This window comes from Nocardia uniformis NBRC 13702 (assembly GCF_001613345.1).
GTDB classification, from domain to species: Bacteria; Actinomycetota; Actinomycetes; order Mycobacteriales; family Mycobacteriaceae; genus Nocardia; species Nocardia uniformis.
On record NZ_BDCE01000044.1, the window covers coordinates 38,171 to 59,046 of the forward strand.

Below are 20,876 nucleotides of genomic sequence, written 5' to 3' on the forward strand. Positions count from 1 at the left end.
CGATCACACCCTGACGTAGGAATGTCAGACAGAACGAGGAGCATTCGATGACTGTGTTCGCCCGCCCCGGCACACCCGACGCCGCCATGTCGTTCCAGGCCCGCTACGACAACTGGATCGGTGGTGAATGGGTCGCGCCCGTGAAGGGTCAGTACTTCGAGAACCCGACACCGGTTACCGGCCAAACGTTCTGCGAGATCGCCCGCGGCACCGCCGAAGACATCGAGTTGGCCCTCGACGCCGCGCATGCCGCCGCGCCCGCCTGGGGCAAGACCTCGGTGGCCGAGCGCGCGATCGTGCTGAACAAGATCGCGGACCGGATGGAGGCCAACCTCGAGGCCATCGCCCTCGCCGAGACCTGGGACAACGGCAAACCTATCCGCGAGACCATGGCCGCCGATATCCCGCTGGCGATCGACCACTTCCGCTACTTCGCGGGAGCCATTCGCGCACAGGAGGGTTCGCTCTCGGAGATCAATGGCGACACCGTCGCCTACCACTTCCACGAGCCGCTCGGCGTTGTCGGACAGATCATTCCGTGGAACTTCCCGATCCTGATGGCCGTGTGGAAGCTCGCGCCCGCGCTCGCCGCCGGTAATGCGGTGGTGCTCAAGCCCGCCGAACAGACCCCGGCCTCGATCCTGTTCCTGATCGACCTCATCGGGGATCTGCTGCCCGCCGGTGTGGTCAATATCGTCAACGGTTTCGGTGTGGAGGCGGGCAAGCCGCTCGCGTCGAGTCCGCGAATCAAGAAGATCGCGTTCACCGGTGAGACCACCACGGGTCGACTGATCATGCAGTACGCCTCGCAGAACCTGATTCCGGTCACCCTGGAACTCGGCGGCAAGAGCCCGAATATCTTCTTCTCCGATGTGCTGGCCGCCAATGACGACTACCAGGACAGCGCCCTCGAAGGTTTCACCATGTTCGCGCTCAATCAGGGCGAGGTCTGCACCTGTCCGTCGCGCGCGCTCATTCAGGAAGATATCTACGACGAGTTCCTGAGCGCGGCGGTGATTCGCACCAAGGCGGTCCGGCAGGGCAATCCGCTCGATACCGAGACCATGATCGGCGCGCAGGCCAGCAATGATCAGCTCGAAAAGATCCTGTCCTACATCGAGATCGGCAAGGGTGAGGGCGCGACCCTGCTCACCGGCGGCGAGCGCGCGGACCTCGGCGGCGATCTGTCCGGCGGGTTCTACGTGCAGCCCACGGTCTTCGCGGGGAACAATGCCATGCGCATCTTCCAGGAGGAGATCTTCGGTCCCGTCGTCTCGGTGACCTCGTTCGCCGACTACGCCGACGCCATCAAGATTGCCAATGACACCCTGTACGGACTCGGCGCGGGCGTATGGTCGCGTGACGGTGCGGTGGCCTACCGGGCGGGCCGCGATATCGAGGCCGGTCGCGTATGGACCAATACCTACCACCAGTACCCCGCGCACGCGGCGTTCGGCGGCTACAAGCAGTCCGGTATCGGCCGCGAGAACCACCGCATGATGCTCGACCACTACCAGCAGACGAAGAACCTGCTGGTCAGCTACGCGTCGAAGGCGCAAGGCTTTTTCTGATGACCGACGCCACGCCGAGCGTCCCGCGGCGTGTGCGTGCCACCGCGGCGGCGATGGACCTACTCCGTCGCCTCCGCGGCTCGCACGGACCGCTCATGCTGCACCAGTCCGGTGGCTGTTGCGACGGGTCAGCCCCGATGTGTTATCCCGCAGGCGAATTCGTTATCGGCGATCGCGATGTGCTGCTCGGCCTGCTCGATCTGCGCCTACGAGCCGGTGAGTTACCCGAGACCGCACCCGAACCGGACGATATTGCGCCGGTGTGGATCTCGGGCCCGCAGTTCGCCGCCTGGCGACATACCCAGCTCGTCCTCGACGTGGTACCCGGCCGCGGTTCCGGCTTCAGTCTGGAATCACCGGAAGGATTCCGATTCCTCAGTCGCGGACGGGTCTACGACGAGACCGAACTGCGGGCGCTGACCACCGCCGAACCCCTCACCGGCGCGGACTGGGAACGCGGCGAGCGACCAGCACCGTCGGTCGAACCCCAGGTCGTCGCCGCGGCCGCCGACGCGTGCCCGGTTCCCGGGCGCGGCACCACCCCGAACACTCGCTAGATCCATTCAGCAAGAAGGAGGTCGCGATGGCGATCCCCGCCGATAAGCCGGCCACAGAGCAGTTTCACAACGAGGACAGCGAATACCTCGCCAAACGCACCTTGAAATCGGGCACCGCGGGCTGGGTACTGCTCGCCGGTCTCGGCGTCAGCTACGTGATCTCCGGTGACTACGCCGGGTGGAACAACGGTCTGGCACAGGGCGGATTCGGCGGACTGCTCATCGCCACCGTGGTCATCGCGGGCATGTACCTGGCCATGGTGCTCGGTATGGCGGAGATGTCCTCCGCCCTGCCGGCCGCCGGCGGTGGGTATACCTTCGCTCGGCGGGCACTCGGACCGTGGGGTGGATTTGCCACCGGCGCAGCGGTTCTCATCGAGTACGCCATCGCACCGGCGGCCATCGCGACCTTCATCGGCGCCTATGTCGAATCGCTGAACCTGTTCGGGATCACCGACGGCTGGTGGGTGTATCTGGCCGTGTACGCGCTGTTCATCGGCATCCATCTCACCGGGGCGGGGGAGGCGCTCAAGGCGATGTTCGTCATCACCGTCATCGCCCTGATCGGCCTGGTGATCTTCGCGGTCTCGGCCTGGGGTCTGTTCGAATCCGGGAACCTCACTGATATTCCGGTGGATTCCGCGGCCGCGGGCAGTTCATCGTTCCTGCCGTTCGGATACATCGGGATCTGGGCCGCGGTGCCGTTCGCCATCTGGTTCTTCCTCGCGGTGGAGGGCGTGCCCCTCGCGGCCGAGGAGGCGCGGGAACCGGAGAAGAACGTACCCAAGGGCATCATCATCAGCATGCTGGTATTGATCGTCACCGGCGCTACCGTGCTGTTCCTGGCCACCGGAGCCATGGGGGCACAGGCGCTTTCGACCTCCGGCAACCCGCTGGTCGAAGCACTCGACGGTTCGGGTGCCGCCAAAGTGGTGAACTACATCGGCCTGGCCGGACTGGTCGCGAGCTTCTTCTCCATCGTCTACGCCTACTCGCGGCAGACCTTCGCGCTGTCGCGCGCCGGATACCTGCCGACCAGCCTGTCCGTCACGAACTCTCGTAAAGCGCCCATGCTCGCGCTGATCGTGCCCGGCATCATCGGCTTCGGGCTGTCGCTGACCGGTGAGGGCGCGATGCTGTTGAACATGGCCGTCTTCGGCGCGGCCGTGAGCTACGTACTCATGATGATCAGCCATATCGTGCTGCGGGTTCGCGAGCCGAATATGGTGCGGCCCTACCGCACTCCGGGCGGCATCGCCACCACCACCTTCGCGCTGATCATCGCCTGCGTAGCGGTGATCGCCACCTTCCTCGTCGACCGCACCGCCGCGACCTGGGCGCTGCTCGCCTTCGCGGGCTTCCTGGCCTACTTCGGTCTCTACAGCCGCCATCACCTGGTCGCCAACACCCCCGATGAGGAGTTCGCCGCCCTCGCCAAGGCCGAGGAGGAGCTCGGATGACGGTGTACCACCAGCAGATAGGCGGGACCACCCACTGCTTCGACGGGCTCGTCGAGCTGATGGCCAAAGCGACCCCGCGCCGCAGCGGTGACGAATTGGCCGGGTGCGCGGCGCATTCCGATGCCGAACGCGCCGCCGCGCAGTGGCGGCTCGCCGAGGTGCCACTGACGACATTCCTCGAGGATCCGGTGGTGCCGTATGAGACCGACGAGGTCACCCGGCTGATCATCGACACCCACGATCGAGTCGCGTTCCAAGCGGTTTCGCATCTCACGGTGGGCGGGTTGCGGGACTGGTTGTTGGAGGTATCGGCGCGCGACGAAGCGGCTTCGCGTTTGCGTGCGGTATCTCGCGGACTGACACCGGAAATGGTTGCGGCGGTGTCGAAGTTGATGCGCAATCAGGATCTGATCGCGGTCGCCAGAGCCATCGAGGTGCGGGCCGGGTTCCGCACCAGCATCGGTGCGCCGGGTACCCTCGCTACCCGGCTGCAACCGAACCATCCTACCGACGACCCGCGTGGTATCGCCGCCGCCGTCCTGGACGGTCTGCTGCTCGGCTGTGGAGACGCCGTGATAGGCATCAACCCGGCCACCGATTCCCCGAGGGCCACAGCCGATTTGCTGTATCTGCTCGACGAGGTGCGTCAACGCTTCGATATACCCACCCAGTCGTGTGTGCTCTCCCATGTCACCACCACCATGGGGTTGATCGAGGCGGGTGCGCCGGTGGACCTGGTCTTCCAGTCGATCGCGGGCACCGAAGGGGCGAATGCCGGTTTCGGCGTGAATATTTCGCTACTGCGGGAAGCCAATGCGGCCGGAAAGTCCCTACGGCGTGGAACTGTCGGCGATAACGTCATGTACCTGGAGACCGGGCAGGGCTCGGCGTTGTCGGCCGGTGCGCACCTGGGCACCGGCGGTAAGCCGGTGGACCAGCAGACTCTGGAGACCCGAGCGTACGCGGTGGCGCGGGAGTTGGATCCGCTGCTGGTGAATACCGTGGTGGGATTCATCGGTCCCGAATACCTCTACGACGGTAAGCAGATCATTCGCGCCGGGCTCGAGGACCACTTCTGCGGGAAACTGCTGGGGCTGCCGATGGGTGTCGATGTCTGCTACACCAATCACGCCGAAGCCGACCAGGACGATATGGACACCTTGTTGACGCTCTTGGGTGTGGCGGGATGTGCGTTCGTGATCGCGGTGCCGGGTGCCGATGACGTAATGCTGGGATATCAGAGCTTGGCGTACCACGACGCCCTGTATGCGCGAAAGATGTTGGGGCTGCGGCCTGCTCCGGAGTTCGCGGACTGGCTCGACCGCCTCGGCATGATGAGTGCGGACGGACGAGTACTGCCGGTGGAACCGCTGACCTCCCCGCTGCGGGCATTGGCGAGCGCATGACAGCGACAGTGCCGCAGGATGATTCGACGCCGCAGCATAGTGCCGTGCCGCAGGATGATTCGGTCGGTGACTTCTGGACCGAACTGCGCCGGTCCACGCAATCCAGGATCGGTCTCGGACGGACCGGGGATGCCCTGCCGGTCGCACGGGTACTCGAATTCCGCGCCGCGCACGCCGCCGCCCGCGATGCGGTGCATTCGCCGCTATCGGTGCCGGACCTCGTCGCGGCGGTCGGCGCACTCGGACTGGGCACCGCGGTGCACGTACGCAGCCGCGTCGCCGACCGCTCCGAATATCTACGCCGCCCCGATCTCGGACGGGAACCGGCCCACGACGATTCGGGCCACGGCCTCTCGATCGTTCCCACATCCGGGGCCGATATCGGGGTCGTTCTCGCCGACGGTCTCTCGCCGCTCGCGGTGGCCACCCACGCCGTCCCCGCCCTGGCGGCGCTGGTCACCGAACTGGGTGACCACTACACCTTCGCGCCCCCGGTGATCGCCACCGAAGCCCGTGTCGCACTGGGAGACCACATCGGTGCGGCACTGGGCGTGAGCACGGTGCTGGTGCTCATCGGTGAACGACCCGGTCTCACAGTGGCCGACAGCCTCGGCATCTACCTCACCCACCAGCCACGACCGGGCCGCGCCGACGCCGAGCGCAATTGCGTCTCCAATATCCATCCACCCGACGGTCTCGGCTACGAACAGGCGGCGCGAGTCGTCGCGGGCCTGGTGGCCGGTGCCCGCCGCCTCGGCAGATCCGGGGTCGACCTCAAGGACACCTCCGACCGGTCGGGTGCGCTGGCCGCTACCGACATCGGGCTTCTCGATGTGGGCTGAGCGGGGCGGCCGGAGTCGCTGCGCGTCCCGCCTTCGTCATTCCGGCGTGCTTGTGGCCGGAATCCACACTGAGAACGCACGGTGGATCCCGGCCAAGAAGCACGCCGGGATGACGAGGGAGGAGCGGGGTCACGACGCGTGCGGTTACTTCCTGCCACCTCGCTGAGTGGCGCGTCGAGGCGGTACATCGGCAGGAAAGCCCGGCCGGGTCGCCGTACCTCACGGCTGGACTGTGAACAACGACAGAACAGGCCGCGAGTCAATGGCTGATTGCACGATATTTCACTTACGATTTGGTCAAATTGCCCGTTTAGCAGTAATTTCCGGCTGGTGTTCACTACCGCCTCCAGGCTGCTGGTCCTGGTCTCGAGTGCCTTGCTGATGAGTTTGCTCATCAGCCCCGCGAGTGCCCAGCCGCTGTATCCCACCCCCGATCCTGACCCCTTCTTCCACGCACCCGGCGACCTGTCGGAGAAGCAGCCGGGGGAGGTGGTGCGGGTGCGCCGCATCGACACCGTCCCCTACGTGGGCACCGAGGGATGGCAGGTCGCGTTCCGGTCCACCAACTCCGGCGGCAACGCGATCATGGCCATCACCACGGTTCTGATGCCGCAGGGTGTCAAGAACCCGCCCCTAGTGTCCTATCAGGCGCTGGTGAATTCGCTGGGTGCCCAATGCGGTCCATCGCGTTCGCTGTTCAATGGTGAACTCCAGGACTCGGTGGGTGCGATGCTGCCCATCGGGCGCGGCTGGGCCATTTCACTGCCGGACTACCTGGGACCGAATTCCGCCTACGGTGCGGCCAAGCTCGGTGGCATGGTGACCCTCGACAGCGTGAAGGCGGTGCGCGAGGTCGCCGAACTGGGGCTGTCCGAGGTGCCGGTGGTGCTGGCCGGATACTCCGGCGGCGGGATGGCCACGGCCTGGGCCGGTGCGCTCCAGCCCACCTACGCCCCGGATCTGAAGCTCGCCGCCGTGGTGGCGGGTGGGATCCCGGCCGATCTGCGGGAGATGGCCCTCGCCCTGGGCTTCGACCCCCATCCCGGCTTCGGTCTGGCCTTCGCCGCCGCCATGGGTTTGGAACGCGAATACCCCGAGCGCCTGCCGGTGTCGGACCAGCTCAATGAAAACGGCCTGTGGTTCCGGGAATTCACTCGCGACGCGTGCCGCCGATTCCTGCTCTTCCACGGCGTCACCCGCAATGCCGAACAGCTGGCGGCCTCGAAGGACATGATGAGCAGCCCCGAAGCGCATGCGGTATTGCGGGAGAACAGCCTGCGCTACCACGACGGTGTCCCCACGGTGCCCACCTATTTCTGGCAGGGCCGCTACGACACCATGACCTTCTTCGGTCCGGTGGAGGAGGTCGCCACCCGCTATTGCCGCGCGGGCGTCCCGATGATGTTCCGTCCCTACGATATTGCCGAACACCTCACCACAGCGGTAGCCGGATTCCCGGAGGCTTGGGACTACGTGGAGGCGCGCTTCCGCGGCGAACCGGCACCCACGAGCTGCGAATAGATATCGACATGTTCGGAACGGCGGTCAGCTGAGTGCGGGGCTCGGCGGCCGCCGGTCTCCGCACGTACCTTCTTCACATCCCGCACGAAATCGGCGTAAGCGGAGGGCCCGGTCGGGCACTTCCGCTCACCGTTCGGGGCGCAATGGCTACAGGCGAACTACCCGCAATAGCGAGGGGCATGCGTCCACGGTTGCGGATCCGCCGAGGATTGAAAGTCCTGCGCCCCGTGCTCTGAGGGCGAATCGGATGGCAACCTCACACCCCGACTAGAACACGTTCCTGTTATTGTCGGGCAAGCGTTGAACGTGCGTGTTCGGCGCGCCCGAAAACCCTTGGGAGGGAACCCTCTATGCCGTTCGTGGCCACCAGTGACGGAGCCGAAATCCACTACCTGGATACCGGCGGTGACGGCCCCGCCGTCATGCTGGTCCACGACATCCTCCTCGACGCCACCCAATGGCGGCCGCAGCTGGAATCCCTGGCACCGGACTACCGGGTCATCGCGGTCGACACCCGGGGCCACGGCGAAACCACCGATCCCGGAACGCCATTCGATTACTCCCGCCTCGCCCGCGACTGCTGGGCCGTCGCCGATGAACTCGGACTCGACAAGATCGTCCTCGGCGGCCTGTTCCACGGCGGCATTGTCGCTCTCTGGGCCGCTTGGCTGGCCCCCGCGCGTGTTCGTGGACTCATCCTCATCGGCACCCGCGCCGACGCCTACGGCCCCGAGGAGTATGCCGGATACAAGTCGATCCTGCTGAAGCAGTGGGCTCTCGGTACCCAGCCGCTCGACGAGATCACGCGCATGATCGCGGCGCAGATGATCGGCGGCGACAACGAACGCCACCGCCACTACTGGCTGGAAAAGTGGAGCACCTCCGATCGCAGACGTCTGGAGCAAGCCGTCATCGCCCTCCTCGAACGCGAAGGCATCGAGGACAAGATCCACGAGATCACCGCCCCCGCACTGCTCATGCACGGCGCGGGCGATGTCGTCTACACCGGCTCCCGCATGCGCACCCTGGCCGGACAGTTGGGCGGCCCGACCCGTGTAGAAGACATCGACGCCGACGGGGCCACCCATGCCGTGACCTGGACCCATCCCGACATCACCGACCCGCTGATCCGGGAATTTCTGGCCACCCTCTAGCCGGGGATGGCAAGGGTCAGCAGCAGCTCACTGTTCTCGACCCGCATATCCACCAGCCGCAGCAGCGTCTCGGCACCCGAGCCGTCGTCCCCGCCGTACGGGTTCCACACCCGTCGGCGGGGATCGGGCCGATACTCATACACCACGTTGGTGGCCCACCAGTACCGAAACGTCGCGTACGGGCGCAGCGTTGCGAGCATGTCCTCCGCGACGGGGCGATGCTCGGCGACAGCCGCGTAATGCCGGAACTGCCCGACCGCGACCTCCACCTCCCATTCCCAGTTCGGGGTGACTCGTTTGGCCCACGGGTCGGCGAGCAACCACACCAGCAGGCTGGTGGCCTCGCTCAAGCCCGGCCACATCGTCCGGAACGCTTCGTTCGAAGCGACAACCCGCCAATGCCGCCAGAACGCGGCCGGATAGTCGATGGCCGATACGACCGTCTCCAAGCGCACATCGGACAAATCCGCCCCCGCTACCGGCAGCGTGGTCTCGGCCAGCAGATAGAGGTGCCGTCGCTCGCTGTCGGTCAAGCGCAGCAACTCCGCCAGCTTCGCCAGGATCTTCTCCGAGGGCACCTTGCTGTTCTGCTCGATCGCCGCGAGATAACCGGGCGCGCACGGGATGCATTCGGCCAACTCCTGCTGCGTGCGCCACCCGGCGCGCGTGCGCCGCATTCGCACGAAGTCCCCCAGCGTCGGAATCAGAACTTCTTCCACGCTCAACACCCTGTCTCCCACACATCACCGCACGACGCAGACGATGGTAGAACCCCAAGCCCCCACCGCACCGTATCAGCCACCGGCACACCGATTTTTGACACCGAACACCCGACCCGCCGCCGGTGCGGACGCATGGTCCCGAGATGCTGCCGTGGCGACCACATCCAACCAGAGGTAGCGGCCGGCACCACCCCACCTCGGCTGGGGCAGCAGTTGATCTTGCGGCGGCGAACGCCCATTGCTTGTATATGAGCACACGTCAGTTTGTCACCGGCGCAACGGTTTCCATGCGCCGCGGCCGATGACGTGAGGAGGGGGACCTCGGGGTGGACCCTGCCAACGACGACCGGGTCCACGCCCGAGCGTGGACTCCGGTGATGTCGGGGGCACGCGCGCGGGATCGTGCCGCTACAGCGGTGCGTCGGGCCACCACTGCTCGTACAGCGCCCGCCCCGAGTCGAGTCCGACCACCCCGATCCCGCAGGCCGACCTGCTCGGTCTGTCGAAGTCGATCAGGAGCAGCCCCTTGTTGTTGATCGTCCCCCAGATCATCCGGCCCGAGCCGGATGGCCGCTGCCACGTCTCGTCGCCCTCGACCGTCATATCGGTGAACGGCTCTACGTCGTAGCCGACGCCTACCATCAAACAGTTCACGGTGAGTCGTTCGACCGGATTGCCATCGCCGAGACAGGTCAGCCAGATATCTGCACCCACGGGTTCGTCCACACTGATCGGCTCTAGTTCGCTGTCCACCGCGGAGCACCGAATCCCCCTGTATCCCTCCGCATCCTGAGTCTGGGGTAGCAGTCCGGGAAAGAGCCCGATTGCGAACCGGTGGCTACCCCAGGAGGTCGGTGCGGCGCTGCTCGTGGCCGTCGTGGTCGCCGCCACGTCGGTGGTGGACGCGGCGGCCGTGGGTGCGGGATCGTCGGCCTGTCCGAGCACAATCATCGCGGCACCGGCAACCAGCCCCGCGACCAACGCCACACCCGCGAGGACAACCGGCAGTCTCGACCGCCGATGCGCCTGTGACGACGCCGGTTCCGGTGCGGACCCGAGGAGCGCGGCCTCGGTCGCGGCGGCCAGTGCGCCACAGGTAGGAAACCGCTGTCGCGGGTCCTTGGACAGTGCCCTGGCTATCACCGCGTCGATCTGCGGCGGTAGCGCGGGCAGCACGGCCGTGACCCGCGGCGGCGGATCGACGAGGTGGGCATGCATCACCGCGGCCACGCTCGACCTGGGAAATGGTTTTGTGCCGGTGAGTAATTCGTAGAGGGTGCAACCCAGCCCGTACACATCGGCGCGGCCGTCGATCGCATCCCCGGTGAGTTGCTCCGGCGCGGCGTAGGCGACGGTGCCGAGTACCGCTCCGGTCGCGGTGTCGGCGGCGGTTCGGTCCGCTGTCCGGGCGATTCCGAAATCGGTGACGAACACCCGGTCGGGTTCGCCCGGAAGCGCTTCGATCAGAATATTGGCGGGGTTCACATCACGATGTAGCACCCCGGCGGTATGAGCCGCGTCCACCCCGCGCGCCACCTGATCGACGATGTACACGACCCGTTCGACGGACAGGGCCGACGATCCGCGGCGAATCAACTCGGCGGCGTCGATACCGTCGACGAACCGCATGGCGATCCACGGCCATCCGCGCTCGATGCCGCGGTCATGTACCGCGACAATATTCGGGTGATCCAGCCGGGCAACCGTTTCGGCCTCCCGCACGAAACGGGCCCGAGAATTCGCGTCGGACGCCGAGAGGACTTTCAGCGCGTCCTGGCGTGGCAGACGTGGATGCCTGACCAGATACACCGTCCCGGAACTGCCGCTGCCCAGCGTGGATTCGATCCGGTACCCGGCGAACATCGTGCCGGGCTCGAGGGCGCCGGTCATGCCGGATCACGCTGCAGCAGTATGAATTGCGCTGCTACCTTCTGCCGGGTGTGCGTCTCGTCTCGGCCGTAGTAGATCGCCACATAGCGTCCGGACAGAACCCAGCAAGCGTAGTTGGTCACGGACTCGGCCGATGCGAGGTTCTGAACGCACTTGGCGTCGGGTACTCCGTTCGGCCCGGGAATCTCCCGTAGGCCGCCGCCGATCCGGAAGTTCTCCTCGTACTCCCGGCGCGCCATCGAGGCACTCGGGAAGCGATGGAGCCGGGCCTGACCGATGAATGCTTCGGCCTCGGTGCGCTGAGTGCCGGGACGCGGACCGCGCAGGAACACGGCATGGGGGCCGTAGACCACGCCACTGACCCAGATCGAGGAGTCCCAGCCGGCGTTGTCGCCGGTGCCTACCTGGAGCACCTGTGGGTAGGGCCAGCGCCCGGGATGTTCGTTAACCATGCGCCGCAGCATGCCGTCGCGATCCACCGGTAGTGCCGCGATATCACCAACGGCGGTGGCCCGGAAGTCGCTCAGTCGGGTGCGTTGTGCGCCGAGGGCCCGGCCCGCGAGGGCCGCCATCGCAGTCAGATCGGTGCTGGTGTGGCCGACGAGCAGGCTGATGACGAAGGAATCCTGTGCCATGGTCGCGGCCATGGTCGGCACGGTGGGTCGCCAATGGGCGTGTGCCTCCGGATAACCCGGGATGGCGACCGCCACATTCTCGGTGCTGACCCCGGTATCGACGGCGTCGATCTCCGTGGCCGCCTGCCGTGCGGACTCGGCGTCGGGAAAGCGCAAGAGGATAATGCTGAGCAGTCGACTACTGCCCACGACCGGCTCGCTGCTTTCGCGATCCATGCCGGTTGTCGCGAATCCGGCGAGCATTCCCCGCTTGGCCAGCACCTCCCGCGCCGGGGCCGAGAGTACCCCGGTTGCCTTGACCGGAGTCGGAATCGGCTGCGCCCCTATTGCTTTCGGTCCGAAGACCAAGCTGGAATCAGCTTCGGCGGGATCGATTGTCGCCTCACCCATGCGCACCGATTCCACCACTCGCCCGTACTGTTCGTTGCGCTCGGAGGGTTCCGATAGCGGATCGATCGAGTAGTAACCAACATCCAGTGCGGACAGCTCCGGCGTCGCGGGCCTCGGATTGCCCTCGACGACGCACCCGGCCAGCAGCGCCGATACGATCGCCAGCACGACCCCGGCCACCCTTGTTCGTCGGGTTGTCATCGGAATGCTCTGCTCACACCGGAACATCGACCCACCAGCGGTTACGCAGGTCAGCGCCATTGGTTCTGCTGGTGGCGTACAGGTAACAGAAGTTCCGGTCCGGATCGTCGAAGAAGATTTCGATGTACCCCGCGGTCAGATTCTTGACTGTTGTGAACGTTCCCCAGCGCGCGAAGCCGGTTCCCGACGACCGGGTCCACTTTTCCTGGCCTTCGACGGGATTGATCGCCGAGTGGGGCTCAATGGCTGAACGGTCGGCATTGCAGAACACATCCAGGGTGACCACCGGGTCGTAATCTCCGGCGCACAGAACATCCGCGCTCGCCACCGATTTGGAGAACGAGATCTCTTTCCCCTCGGATCTCGGTCGGCACTGTCGGGTCTCCCGGAAGCCGAAGTAGTCCGGGGAGAACGGCAACAACTCCGGGAACGCTTCGGCCACATACGCGTACTCGCCCCACTCGGTCGCCACCCGCGGCGCGGGCATCGTCTGTGGAACGTTGCTCCGCGCGTCGGTGTCGTTGTCGCGCAAAGCCATCGTGAGGACGGCCGCGACCGACAGCAGCACGGTCAGCAGCGTGGCACCGATCAGTCGCCGCCGTCGCGGTGCGGAGGGAGCGCTGGTGACGCTGGACAGCGCTGCCGGATCACTGTGCGCCGATGCTGGGACCGGCACGGGCGGCGCGCCTGACCCGCCCCGAGGGTCCGCCCCGCCCGCGGCGGCTCGCGCCGCTTCCGCCAGCGCGCGACAGTTCTGGTAGCGCAGGTTCGGATCCTTGGCCAGCGCCGTGGCGATGACTGTATCGAAACCCGCTGGTATCAGCGGATTCCGCTCCGATGGCCGGGGTGGTGGCTCGTGTAGGTGTGCGTAGATCACCGCGGCCGTACTCCCGCGCGGGAACGGCACCGAACCGGTGAGCATTTCGAACAGCGTGCAGCCCAGGGCGTATACGTCGACCCGGTGATCGAGCACGGCGGCGCTCAACTGCTCCGGCGCGGCATAGGCCAGGGTGGCCGTGACCTTGCCGTCGTCGCCGATGGTCGCCGAATCGTCGGCCGGCCGCGCGATGCCGAAGTCGGTGACCAGCACCCGATCCGGCGCATCGGGCTGCGCCGCGACGAGAATGTTCGCCGGTTTCACATCCCGGTGCAGCAGCCCCGCGCGATGGATCTCATCCAGTCCTCGGGCCGTCTCCGTGAGGATATGCAGCATTCGGGGCGGTGGTACTACCAGCGGCCCGCCCCGGATCAACTCCGCGAGATCCGCGCCATCGACGTACTGCATGGAAATCCAGAGGTGCCCGTCCTGCTCCCCGCGGTCCCGGACCGCCACCAGATTCGGATGCTGCAGCCGCGCCGCGACCTCGGCCTCCCGCAGAAACCGCGCCTGGAACTCCTCGTCACCACGATGAACATCGGACAGCACCTTCAGTGCATCCATTCGGGGCAATCGAGGATGTCGCGCCAGAAATACGGCCCCCATCCCACCGCTGCCCAGCCGACGTTCGATGCGATACCCGGCGAAGGTCGTACCCTCCTCCAGCATCAGCGGGGCCTCCCCTCCCTACGCAACAACAGCACAGCAACCATTCAGCAATGCGAAATGCGATGCTGGACATAAATTTACGTCGCGAACTATAGCAGTGGAGAACGGTCGATTCGCGGCGCTTGCTGCGAGCTTGCTACGGCTGGAAGCTGTTCTCTACAGCTTCGCCAGGACCGGATACGCCGCGACATGGTCGGGCACCGATCTCGCGCTCACCTGGAGGGCTGCGTGAGATGGTCGACGCTTTCGCCGTGGATGCGGCCGGTGGTCGCGGCGAGGGGCCGTCCACTGGCGCCCCAGTGCGCGGCAATGATTTCCGCCGCGACCGAGACCGCGGTTTCCTCGGGTGTGCGGGCACCGAGATCCAATCCGATCGGTGAGGACAGGCGGGCGAGCTGTGCGTCGCTGAGGCCTCGCGCGCGCAGCTGTGCCAGGCGGTCGTCGTGGGTGCGACGCGAACCCATCGCACCGACGTATCCGGCGTCGGAACGCAGGGCGAGGTCCAGTAGGGGTAGGTCGAACTTGGGATCGTGAGTGAGGACGCATATTACGGTGCGGCCGTCTACTTGGTCGTTGCCGATGGCTTCGGCCAGGAAACGGTGCGGCCAGGAGACCACGACCTCGTCCGCGTCGGGGAACCGCTTGCGGGTGGTGAATACCGGGCGTGCGTCGCAGACTGTGACGCGATAGCCGAGAAACCTGCCGATCCGGGCGACCGCGGCGGCGAAATCGATTGCGCCGAAGACGAACATGCGCGGTGGGGGAGCGAACGACTGCACGAATACGGCGATGTCGTCGCGTCGTCGTTCGCCACGGAAGCCGTAGTGCCGGATGCCCGTCGTGCCCTGGTCCAGCATGGCGACCACGTCTTCGATCACGGCCGCGTCCAGGTGGGGGTCGCCGAGGCTGCCGCTGACGCGATCCGGCCAGACGACCAACCGCCGGCCGAGTCGCGATCCGGCGGTCACCACGGTCGCCGTGGCGACCGGCAGACCGTCCTCGATCGAACGGGCCACCGCGGCGAACTCCGGTGCCGACACCGCGTCCACCGGCTGCACCAGAATATCGATGATGCCGCCGCAGGTGAGCCCCACCGCGAACGCGTCGTCATCGGCGACGCCGAACCTGTGCACGCTGGACAACCCGGTGGCGATCGCTTCCCGCGCGAGTTCGTAGACCGCCCCTTCGACGCAGCCGCCGGAAACACTGCCGATCGCCTCACCATCGGACGACACCGCCATCGACGCGCCCGGTGGGCGGGGAGCCGAACGGAAGGTGCCGACGACGGTGGCCACGGCGAACCGGTCGCCACCGCTGTACCAGGGGATAATGTGCTCGAGGATGTCGCGCATGGCCGGACCTACCGTCTGCCGCGGATGTCGGCGCGGCAGACTGCGATGAATGCTACTGGGAGCCTGCCGAATTCACGTTTCGCCGGTCCTTGCCCGTCATGCGGTCGGCACACTGATCGACTCCTGCGCGTGGTGCTGAAGGACCCGCACAGTGCATGGCGAACCACCCCGTCATCCGGGCGCGCTTGGCCGGGATCCACACCGTGTGGCACCCACTTCCGGGTGTGGATTCCGGCCAAAAGCACGCCGGAATGACGGTGGGTGTTGCGATGACGATGGAGGGTTCGTGTAGAACACCTGACCGGGTGCTCAGTTGCTGTTGAAATTCCCATGATCCGTTCGCCGATAGTCGTGCCAGGCCCAGATCAGCGTCCGTCGAGCCATGACGGATAGGGCGTGGCGGCGGTACTGCGCGGTGCCGCGCACGTCGTCGATGGGCGAGGCGGCCGCCGCGACCAGTTCGCCGAAGCGGGTGATTGTCGCGGGGTCGAGTTCGGCTCGCGATTCCCACCGATCGCTGGTGCGCAATTCGTTCTCGAGGAATTCCTCGGCCGTGCTCGCTGAGCGGGGAGTTGGTGCGGCAGAACCGAATCCGGTGCCGACCCGCCCGCGGTCGGGGTGCAGGGACAGCGCGAAGGCGGTCACCGCGATGACCATGGCATTGCGGGTGCCGATCTTGGAGAACTGCTGTGGTCCGGTGGCCGGGCGCATCCAGAACGCGGCGATCAGCTCATCGGGCTCCAGAACATTGCGCTTGACTCCGGCGTAGAAGTCGGCGATCGGAATGCGCCGCGAGCCCCGTACCGAATGAGCCTCCACGACAGCATCATTGGCGAGCAATGGCGGATGCGTATCGCCGGCGGGTGAGGCCGCGCCCAGATTGCCGCCCACCGTGCCGCGATTGCGGATCTGCGGGGATCCGACCGTGCGGGCGGCCATCGCCAAACCGGGCAGCTGGCCGCCCAATTCGGCGATGAGCCTGCTGTAGGGCACCCCCGCACCGATACGTAGCGAGTCGTCCGTGGTCGCCCAGTCGGTCAGCTCGCCGATCCGGGTCAGATCCAGCAGGGTCTTCGGCCGTTTGAGATCGAAATTGAGTTCGACCATCACGTCGGTACCACCGGCGATAGGCAGGGCATCGGGGTGCTCGGCCTTTGCGGCGAGCGCGTCGGCCCAGGTGGCCGGTCGCAAGAATTCCATATCGGAAACTCCCAGGGGTTGACGAGGATTCGCGTTATCGAACGAGGCAGGATCGCAGGCCGCGGGTGAGTGCGGCCCGGTCGAGGTCGCGGCCGATGAAGACGACCTTGCCGGTGCGCTCCTCGTCCTGCCACGGGGTCGAGGGCCGAATATCGAACAGACTGTGAATGCCCTGGAGGACGAAGCGGCGGGGGTCGTCGTCGACCGCGAACAACCCCTTCATCCGGTAGACGTCCGCGCCGCGTTCGTCGAGGTGGGTGGTCAGCCAGGTCTCGAGCGCGCGGTGATCGAAGCGGCCCGGGATCTCGATCCCCACCGACGTGAGATTCGGATCGTGCTGATGGTCGCTCTCGTCGAGCCAGTGCGGATCACCGGACATGGTGCGCGCCATATCGAATGCGCCGATTCCCAGCACGTCGGCGATATTCACGGCGGCGTATCGGGAGGTGATGATGTCGGCCGTCGCGTTGATGCCACGCACCGTCTTCTCCACCTCCCGCACGGTATTCGCGTCGACCAGATCGACCTTGTTGATCACGATGCGGTCGGCGAAGGCGATCTGGTCGACCACATGGGATCCGACGCCGTCGTGACCGTCCTCATCGAGATGGGCGCGAACATGTTTCGCGTCGACCAGGGTGACAATGGCGTCGAGGGCGAAGTGCTTTTCAACCTCCTCGTCCACGAAGAAGGTCTGGGCGACCGGGTTGGGGTCGGCGAGCCCGCTGGTTTCGATGAGGATGCGGTCGAAGCGGTCGCTACGCTCCAGCAGGGAATGCAGGATTTCGATCAGATCGGTACGCGCGGCACAGCACAGGCAACAGCCATTGCTCATTTCGATAATCTTCTCGTCCGCGTTCAGGACGAGATCATTGTCGATGGGAATCTCGCCGAACTCGTTCTCGATAACGGCAATGCGGAACCCATGATTCGCGGTCAATATGTGATTGACCAGCGTGGTCTTGCCCGAGCCGAGAAATCCGGTCAGTACGGTCACCGGGATCTTGTCATTCATGTGTTCCTCCTGTTGACGTGGTGGGGGTGAGGATCGTCCGGGCACGGGTCAGGGCATCCTCGGAGACCTCGATTCGTTTCCCCTCGAAGCCCGGTCCGCGGGTCGCGTCGAGCCCCATGCGGGAGGTCGTCCCGTCATCGGTCGAGGACGGATCCAGGGGTGATCCGGGCAGCCCACCGATGGTCAGAATGTCGCGATGCGGTTGGAAATGGGTGGCCAGCGCCCACAGCACCGCCGAGTCGTCGCTGATATCGATATCGCTGTCGACCGCGATGACCGTCTTGACGTAGGGATCCCAGCCGAGCAACCCCAACATGACCTGACGGGCCTGACCCGGCCGTCGTTGCCGCAGTGCCACATAGCAGTGGAAGTGGGTGCCCGACGTCGGATAGTGGACGGCGGTCACATCCGGGAAACGCGTCTTGAGCTTCTCCGCCATTTCCGATTCCCGTGGAATGCGCGCGAGGTTGAGGTGCTCGGCCGTATTGCCGCCTTCGACGTCGAAGAGGATCGGCCGTTGCCGCCGCATTATCGCGGTGACCGTCATCAGATTATTGGTGGACCGGTTCGAGGAATAGCCGGAGAACTCCCCGAACGGCCCTTCCTCCGCGTATGCCGCGGCGTCGATCGTGCCCTCCAGGACGAAATCCGACCAAGCCGGAACGGCGAGCCCGTATTTCGGTGTGGTCACCACCTCTAGTGGTTCACCGAACAGCCCACCCGCAATCGCGCGTTCATCGACCTCATAGCCCACTCGGGCCGATGCGGCGAGCATGAACAGTGGATGGCCGCCGATCACCATGGCGACGGGCATCGGCCGCCCGAGCTCGGCGTACTGCCGCAGAATGCGCCACAGATCGCCACGGGAATGCAGACTTGTCGCTAACTCGTTGGGGGAGTGGATCATCGAGCGGTGGTAACTGAGATTGCCGACACCGGTTACCGGATCTTCGGCGACCATGACGCCGCTGGTGATGTAGGGCGCTCGGTCCGACGCGAAGTGCCGCAGCATCGGCACGGTCGACAGGTCGACCTCGCCGTCGGTCGCTACCGATTCGAGAATCGGCCCGGACTCCACGTGCCGCAGGGGAAGCGGCTGTGCCGCTCGGGCGGCGAATGCCTCATGTAGATGCTCCGGCTGGGTATCCAGCATTCGCGCGATCCGGCGGCGGGAGGCGAACATATTGCTGACAACCGGCGTGCTGATGCCATCGACCTTGCGGCACAACAGCATTTCGTCACGACCCCGGGCGGCGAGCTCGTAGATCAGCCCGGTCACGCCCTGATTCGCCGTGATGACATCGTCGACTGTCAGCACATCCTCCGGATGCGTCGCGAGATAGTGCTCGAGGAAGGCGTGCGGGTCCTGCCGACGCGACAGGTCGGAGTACGTCATCGGACCGAACCCCCGACGAAATCTTGTGCGGCCGTTGCTCCCAGCCAGCGTGGAAACAGGTCGTGCTGTATCCCGAACTGATCGAGTATTTTGCCGCTCAGGTGCGCGAGCAGATCCTCGATGGTCGTCGGTCCGTGATAGAACGCGGGCACGGGCGGCAGGACGATCGCACCGGCCTCGGTCACCGCTGTCATATTCTTCAGATGTACGAGGCTCAACGGTGTTTCCCTGGTGACCAGCACCAGGCGGCGACGTTCCTTGAGGCAGACATCGGCCGCACGGGTGAGTAGATCATCGGAATAGCCGTGCGCGATACCGGCCAGGGTCTTCATCGAACAGGGCACCACGACCATGCCCAGGGTGAGGAACGATCCGGATGCGATGGTCGCCGCGATATCGCCACGCTGGTGATAGACGTCCGCGAGACCGGCGAAATCGTCGGGGCGCAGCCCGGTTTCCAATTCGATCGTGCGATGCGCGGCCTTGGAAATCACCAGATGTGTTGCCACCGTGTTGAGCTGGCGTAGAGCGGTGAGGAGGTGGATGGCGAGATGTGGGGCGCTGGCACCGGTGATACCGATGATCAAACGTGGCTTTTCGGTTGCGCCGCTGAGGTATTCGATAGGCATGGTGGTCTTTCTCGGGAGCGGAGTCCTAGACGGTCGGCGTCGGTTCGCCGGCGCGGGCGCGGCGGAACCTGCTGTGGAAGACGACATTGAGTGCGATCGCGAGCACCGTGCCGGTAGCGACACCGCTTTTGAAGAACATCTCGGCGTAGGTGGGCAGCTGGCGGTAGAAGCTCGGCGCGTAAGCCGGGACCAGCCCGACACTCAGCGACAGCATGACGATCATGAGATTGCTGGAACGGTTGAAGTCGACCTGGGACAGGATTTGAATGCCGGAAACGGTCAAAGCCCCGAAGGTGACGATCGCGGCCGCCCCGATCACCGGTGCGGGCAGGGCGGCGGCCACCCGCCCGACCGGTTGGATAATGCCCAGTACCAACAGGATTACGCCGACAATCGCGACCGGATAGCGACTGCGGACCTTCGTCAAAGCGATCAGCCCGATGTTCTGGCCGAAGGTGGTGTAGACGAAACCGTTGAACACACCGCTGATCGCGGTCATGAGACCGTCGACGCGGAGCAGTCGGGCAATTTCGTCGGGGCCCACCGGTTTACCGACCACCTGGCCGACGGCCAGGCCCTGTCCCGCACCCTCGACCATGAGTACGAAAACAATAATGAGGAACAGCAGGATCGACGGTAGATGGAATTGCAGGGGGCCGAAATGCATCGGCCCCATAATGCCCACAATGGGTCCCTCGCCGACGCCTGCGAGGCTCCCGATCCCCACTGACCATCCGGTGATCGAGCCGATCACCAGCGCCAACAGGATGGATAGCTGACCGAGCGGACCCTTGAACACCCGCCGGAACACCACCATCAACGCCATGGTGAACGCGGCCAGCGCGATATGGCCGAGCTGACCGTAGTCGGGATCGTTCGGATCGGACCCGGCGACGAGTCGCAGACCCACCGGGATGAGGGTGAGCCCGATCAGCGCGATAACAGTGCCGGTCACCACCGAGGGAAACAGCCTCAGCAGCATGCTGAAGTACGGTGCGGCCAGTATCCAGATCACACCCGCGACGAGTAGCGAACCGTACACCGTTGCGAGCCCCTGGCTCTGGCCGACCAGCACCATCGGCACGATTCCGCTGGAGGCGGCACCGACCACCAGCGGCATGCGAATCCCGAACTTCCACAACCCCAATGCCTGCAGCAGGGTGCCGATTCCGGCGAGAATGAGATCGATACTGACCAGATCGGCGATCTGCGAGTCGGACAGCCCGATTGCCGTGCCGACGATAATCGGGACCACCACGACCCCCGCGTACATCACCAGCGCGTGCTGCATACCGAGCAGCAGCAGGTGCGTGAACGGCGGACGTTCATCGACGGCGGCGGTACCGGTGGTATCCGACCCGAGGTCCCGGGATTGCTTGTCCGACATGA

The 20,876-nt window shown here is 65.5% G+C and carries 17 protein-coding genes; 7 read left to right on the top strand and 10 right to left on the bottom strand.

The genetic code is table 11. The annotated features are described in order from the left end of the window. Positions 1–47 precede the first annotated feature (47 nt). The 7 genes from adh (at position 48) to NU1_RS13130 (ending at position 8,511) form a co-directional block, all read left to right on the top strand. The gene (gene adh, locus NU1_RS13100) at positions 48–1,571 is read left to right on the top strand and encodes an aldehyde dehydrogenase (protein WP_067520930.1); all 1,524 of its coding nucleotides are present in this window, start codon (positions 48–50) and stop codon (positions 1,569–1,571) included. Continuing rightward, positions 1,571–2,128 (top strand): DUF779 domain-containing protein, encoded by a 558-nt coding sequence (locus tag NU1_RS13105; RefSeq protein ID WP_067520932.1) that lies wholly within the window; start codon positions 1,571–1,573, stop codon positions 2,126–2,128. The genes adh and NU1_RS13105 overlap by 1 nt, the downstream gene beginning before the upstream one ends. Positions 2,129–2,154: 26 nt before the next feature. After that, positions 2,155–3,588 carry an ethanolamine permease gene (gene eat, locus NU1_RS13110; protein WP_067521367.1) on the top strand — a complete coding sequence of 478 codons (1,434 nt, stop codon included), beginning with the start codon at positions 2,155–2,157 and terminating at the stop codon, positions 3,586–3,588. After that, entirely contained in the window at positions 3,585–4,994 is a 1,410-nt protein-coding gene (locus NU1_RS13115) for an ethanolamine ammonia-lyase subunit EutB (protein WP_067520935.1), read from the top strand. The genes eat and NU1_RS13115 overlap by 4 nt, the downstream gene beginning before the upstream one ends. Beyond that, positions 4,991–5,836, top strand: a complete 846-nt coding sequence (gene eutC / locus NU1_RS13120) for an ethanolamine ammonia-lyase subunit EutC (protein ID WP_084521248.1) — start codon at positions 4,991–4,993, stop codon at positions 5,834–5,836. The genes NU1_RS13115 and eutC overlap by 4 nt, the downstream gene beginning before the upstream one ends. Before the next feature lie 381 nt (positions 5,837–6,217). Further along, the gene (locus NU1_RS13125; protein WP_067521370.1) at positions 6,218–7,357 is read left to right on the top strand and encodes a lipase family protein; all 1,140 of its coding nucleotides are present in this window, start codon (positions 6,218–6,220) and stop codon (positions 7,355–7,357) included. Between the two features lie 350 nt (positions 7,358–7,707). Further along, on the top strand, positions 7,708–8,511 hold the full coding sequence (locus NU1_RS13130) for an alpha/beta fold hydrolase (protein WP_067520941.1): 804 nt from the start codon (positions 7,708–7,710) through the stop codon (positions 8,509–8,511). Here the strand turns inward: NU1_RS13130 and NU1_RS13135 are convergent. The 10 genes from NU1_RS13135 to NU1_RS13180 form a co-directional block, all read right to left on the bottom strand. Next, positions 8,508–9,230, bottom strand: coding sequence for a helix-turn-helix domain-containing protein (locus NU1_RS13135; protein ID WP_157552176.1), 723 nt, complete (start codon positions 9,228–9,230; stop codon positions 8,508–8,510). The genes NU1_RS13130 and NU1_RS13135 overlap by 4 nt on opposite strands. 411 nt (positions 9,231–9,641) lie before the next feature. Then, positions 9,642–11,123, bottom strand: coding sequence for a serine/threonine-protein kinase (locus NU1_RS13140; protein WP_067520948.1), 1,482 nt, complete (start codon positions 11,121–11,123; stop codon positions 9,642–9,644). Next, positions 11,120–12,349 (bottom strand): DUF7373 family lipoprotein, encoded by a 1,230-nt coding sequence (locus NU1_RS13145; RefSeq protein WP_157552178.1) that lies wholly within the window; start codon positions 12,347–12,349, stop codon positions 11,120–11,122. The genes NU1_RS13140 and NU1_RS13145 overlap by 4 nt, the downstream gene beginning before the upstream one ends. A 13-nt stretch (positions 12,350–12,362) precedes the next feature. Next, the gene (locus NU1_RS13150) at positions 12,363–13,895 is read right to left on the bottom strand and encodes a serine/threonine-protein kinase (protein WP_067520954.1); all 1,533 of its coding nucleotides are present in this window, start codon (positions 13,893–13,895) and stop codon (positions 12,363–12,365) included. Between the two features lie 212 nt (positions 13,896–14,107). Continuing rightward, positions 14,108–15,247 carry an XdhC family protein gene (locus tag NU1_RS13155; protein WP_067520956.1) on the bottom strand — a complete coding sequence of 380 codons (1,140 nt, stop codon included), beginning with the start codon at positions 15,245–15,247 and terminating at the stop codon, positions 14,108–14,110. Between the two features lie 309 nt (positions 15,248–15,556). After that, positions 15,557–16,447: an FAD binding domain-containing protein gene (locus NU1_RS13160; protein WP_067520958.1), complete on the bottom strand. Its 891-nt coding sequence runs from the start codon at positions 16,445–16,447 to the stop codon at positions 15,557–15,559. A gap of 34 nt (positions 16,448–16,481) precedes the next feature. Continuing rightward, positions 16,482–17,462, bottom strand: a complete 981-nt coding sequence (locus tag NU1_RS13165) for a CobW family GTP-binding protein (protein WP_067520961.1) — start codon at positions 17,460–17,462, stop codon at positions 16,482–16,484. After that, complete coding sequence (locus tag NU1_RS13170) at positions 17,455–18,858, bottom strand: UbiD family decarboxylase (protein ID WP_067520963.1); 1,404 nt, start codon at positions 18,856–18,858, stop codon at positions 17,455–17,457. The genes NU1_RS13165 and NU1_RS13170 overlap by 8 nt, the downstream gene beginning before the upstream one ends. Further along, positions 18,855–19,487: a UbiX family flavin prenyltransferase gene (locus tag NU1_RS13175; protein WP_067520966.1), complete on the bottom strand. Its 633-nt coding sequence runs from the start codon at positions 19,485–19,487 to the stop codon at positions 18,855–18,857. The genes NU1_RS13170 and NU1_RS13175 overlap by 4 nt, the downstream gene beginning before the upstream one ends. Before the next feature lie 25 nt (positions 19,488–19,512). Next, positions 19,513–20,874 (bottom strand): nucleobase:cation symporter-2 family protein, encoded by a 1,362-nt coding sequence (locus NU1_RS13180; protein ID WP_067520968.1) that lies wholly within the window; start codon positions 20,872–20,874, stop codon positions 19,513–19,515. Between the last annotated feature and the right edge of the window lie 2 nt (positions 20,875–20,876).

Coding starts and splice junctions, on each gene's coding strand:
- adh (WP_067520930.1), top strand. CDS start 48: ATGACTGTGTTCGCCCGCCCCGGCACACCCGACGCCGCCATGTCGTTC.
- NU1_RS13105 (WP_067520932.1), top strand. CDS start 1,571: ATGACCGACGCCACGCCGAGCGTCCCGCGGCGTGTGCGTGCCACCGCG.
- eat (WP_067521367.1), top strand. CDS start 2,155: ATGGCGATCCCCGCCGATAAGCCGGCCACAGAGCAGTTTCACAACGAG.
- NU1_RS13115 (WP_067520935.1), top strand. CDS start 3,585: ATGACGGTGTACCACCAGCAGATAGGCGGGACCACCCACTGCTTCGAC.
- eutC (WP_084521248.1), top strand. CDS start 4,991: ATGACAGCGACAGTGCCGCAGGATGATTCGACGCCGCAGCATAGTGCC.
- NU1_RS13125 (WP_067521370.1), top strand. CDS start 6,218: ATGAGTTTGCTCATCAGCCCCGCGAGTGCCCAGCCGCTGTATCCCACC.
- NU1_RS13130 (WP_067520941.1), top strand. CDS start 7,708: ATGCCGTTCGTGGCCACCAGTGACGGAGCCGAAATCCACTACCTGGAT.
- NU1_RS13140 (WP_067520948.1), bottom strand. CDS start 11,123: ATGACCGGCGCCCTCGAGCCCGGCACGATGTTCGCCGGGTACCGGATC.
- NU1_RS13145 (WP_157552178.1), bottom strand. CDS start 12,349: ATGACAACCCGACGAACAAGGGTGGCCGGGGTCGTGCTGGCGATCGTA.
- NU1_RS13150 (WP_067520954.1), bottom strand. CDS start 13,895: ATGCTGGAGGAGGGTACGACCTTCGCCGGGTATCGCATCGAACGTCGG.
- NU1_RS13155 (WP_067520956.1), bottom strand. CDS start 15,247: ATGCGCGACATCCTCGAGCACATTATCCCCTGGTACAGCGGTGGCGAC.
- NU1_RS13160 (WP_067520958.1), bottom strand. CDS start 16,447: ATGGAATTCTTGCGACCGGCCACCTGGGCCGACGCGCTCGCCGCAAAG.
- NU1_RS13165 (WP_067520961.1), bottom strand. CDS start 17,462: ATGAATGACAAGATCCCGGTGACCGTACTGACCGGATTTCTCGGCTCG.
- NU1_RS13170 (WP_067520963.1), bottom strand. CDS start 18,858: ATGACGTACTCCGACCTGTCGCGTCGGCAGGACCCGCACGCCTTCCTC.
- NU1_RS13175 (WP_067520966.1), bottom strand. CDS start 19,487: ATGCCTATCGAATACCTCAGCGGCGCAACCGAAAAGCCACGTTTGATC.
- NU1_RS13180 (WP_067520968.1), bottom strand. CDS start 20,874: ATGTCGGACAAGCAATCCCGGGACCTCGGGTCGGATACCACCGGTACC.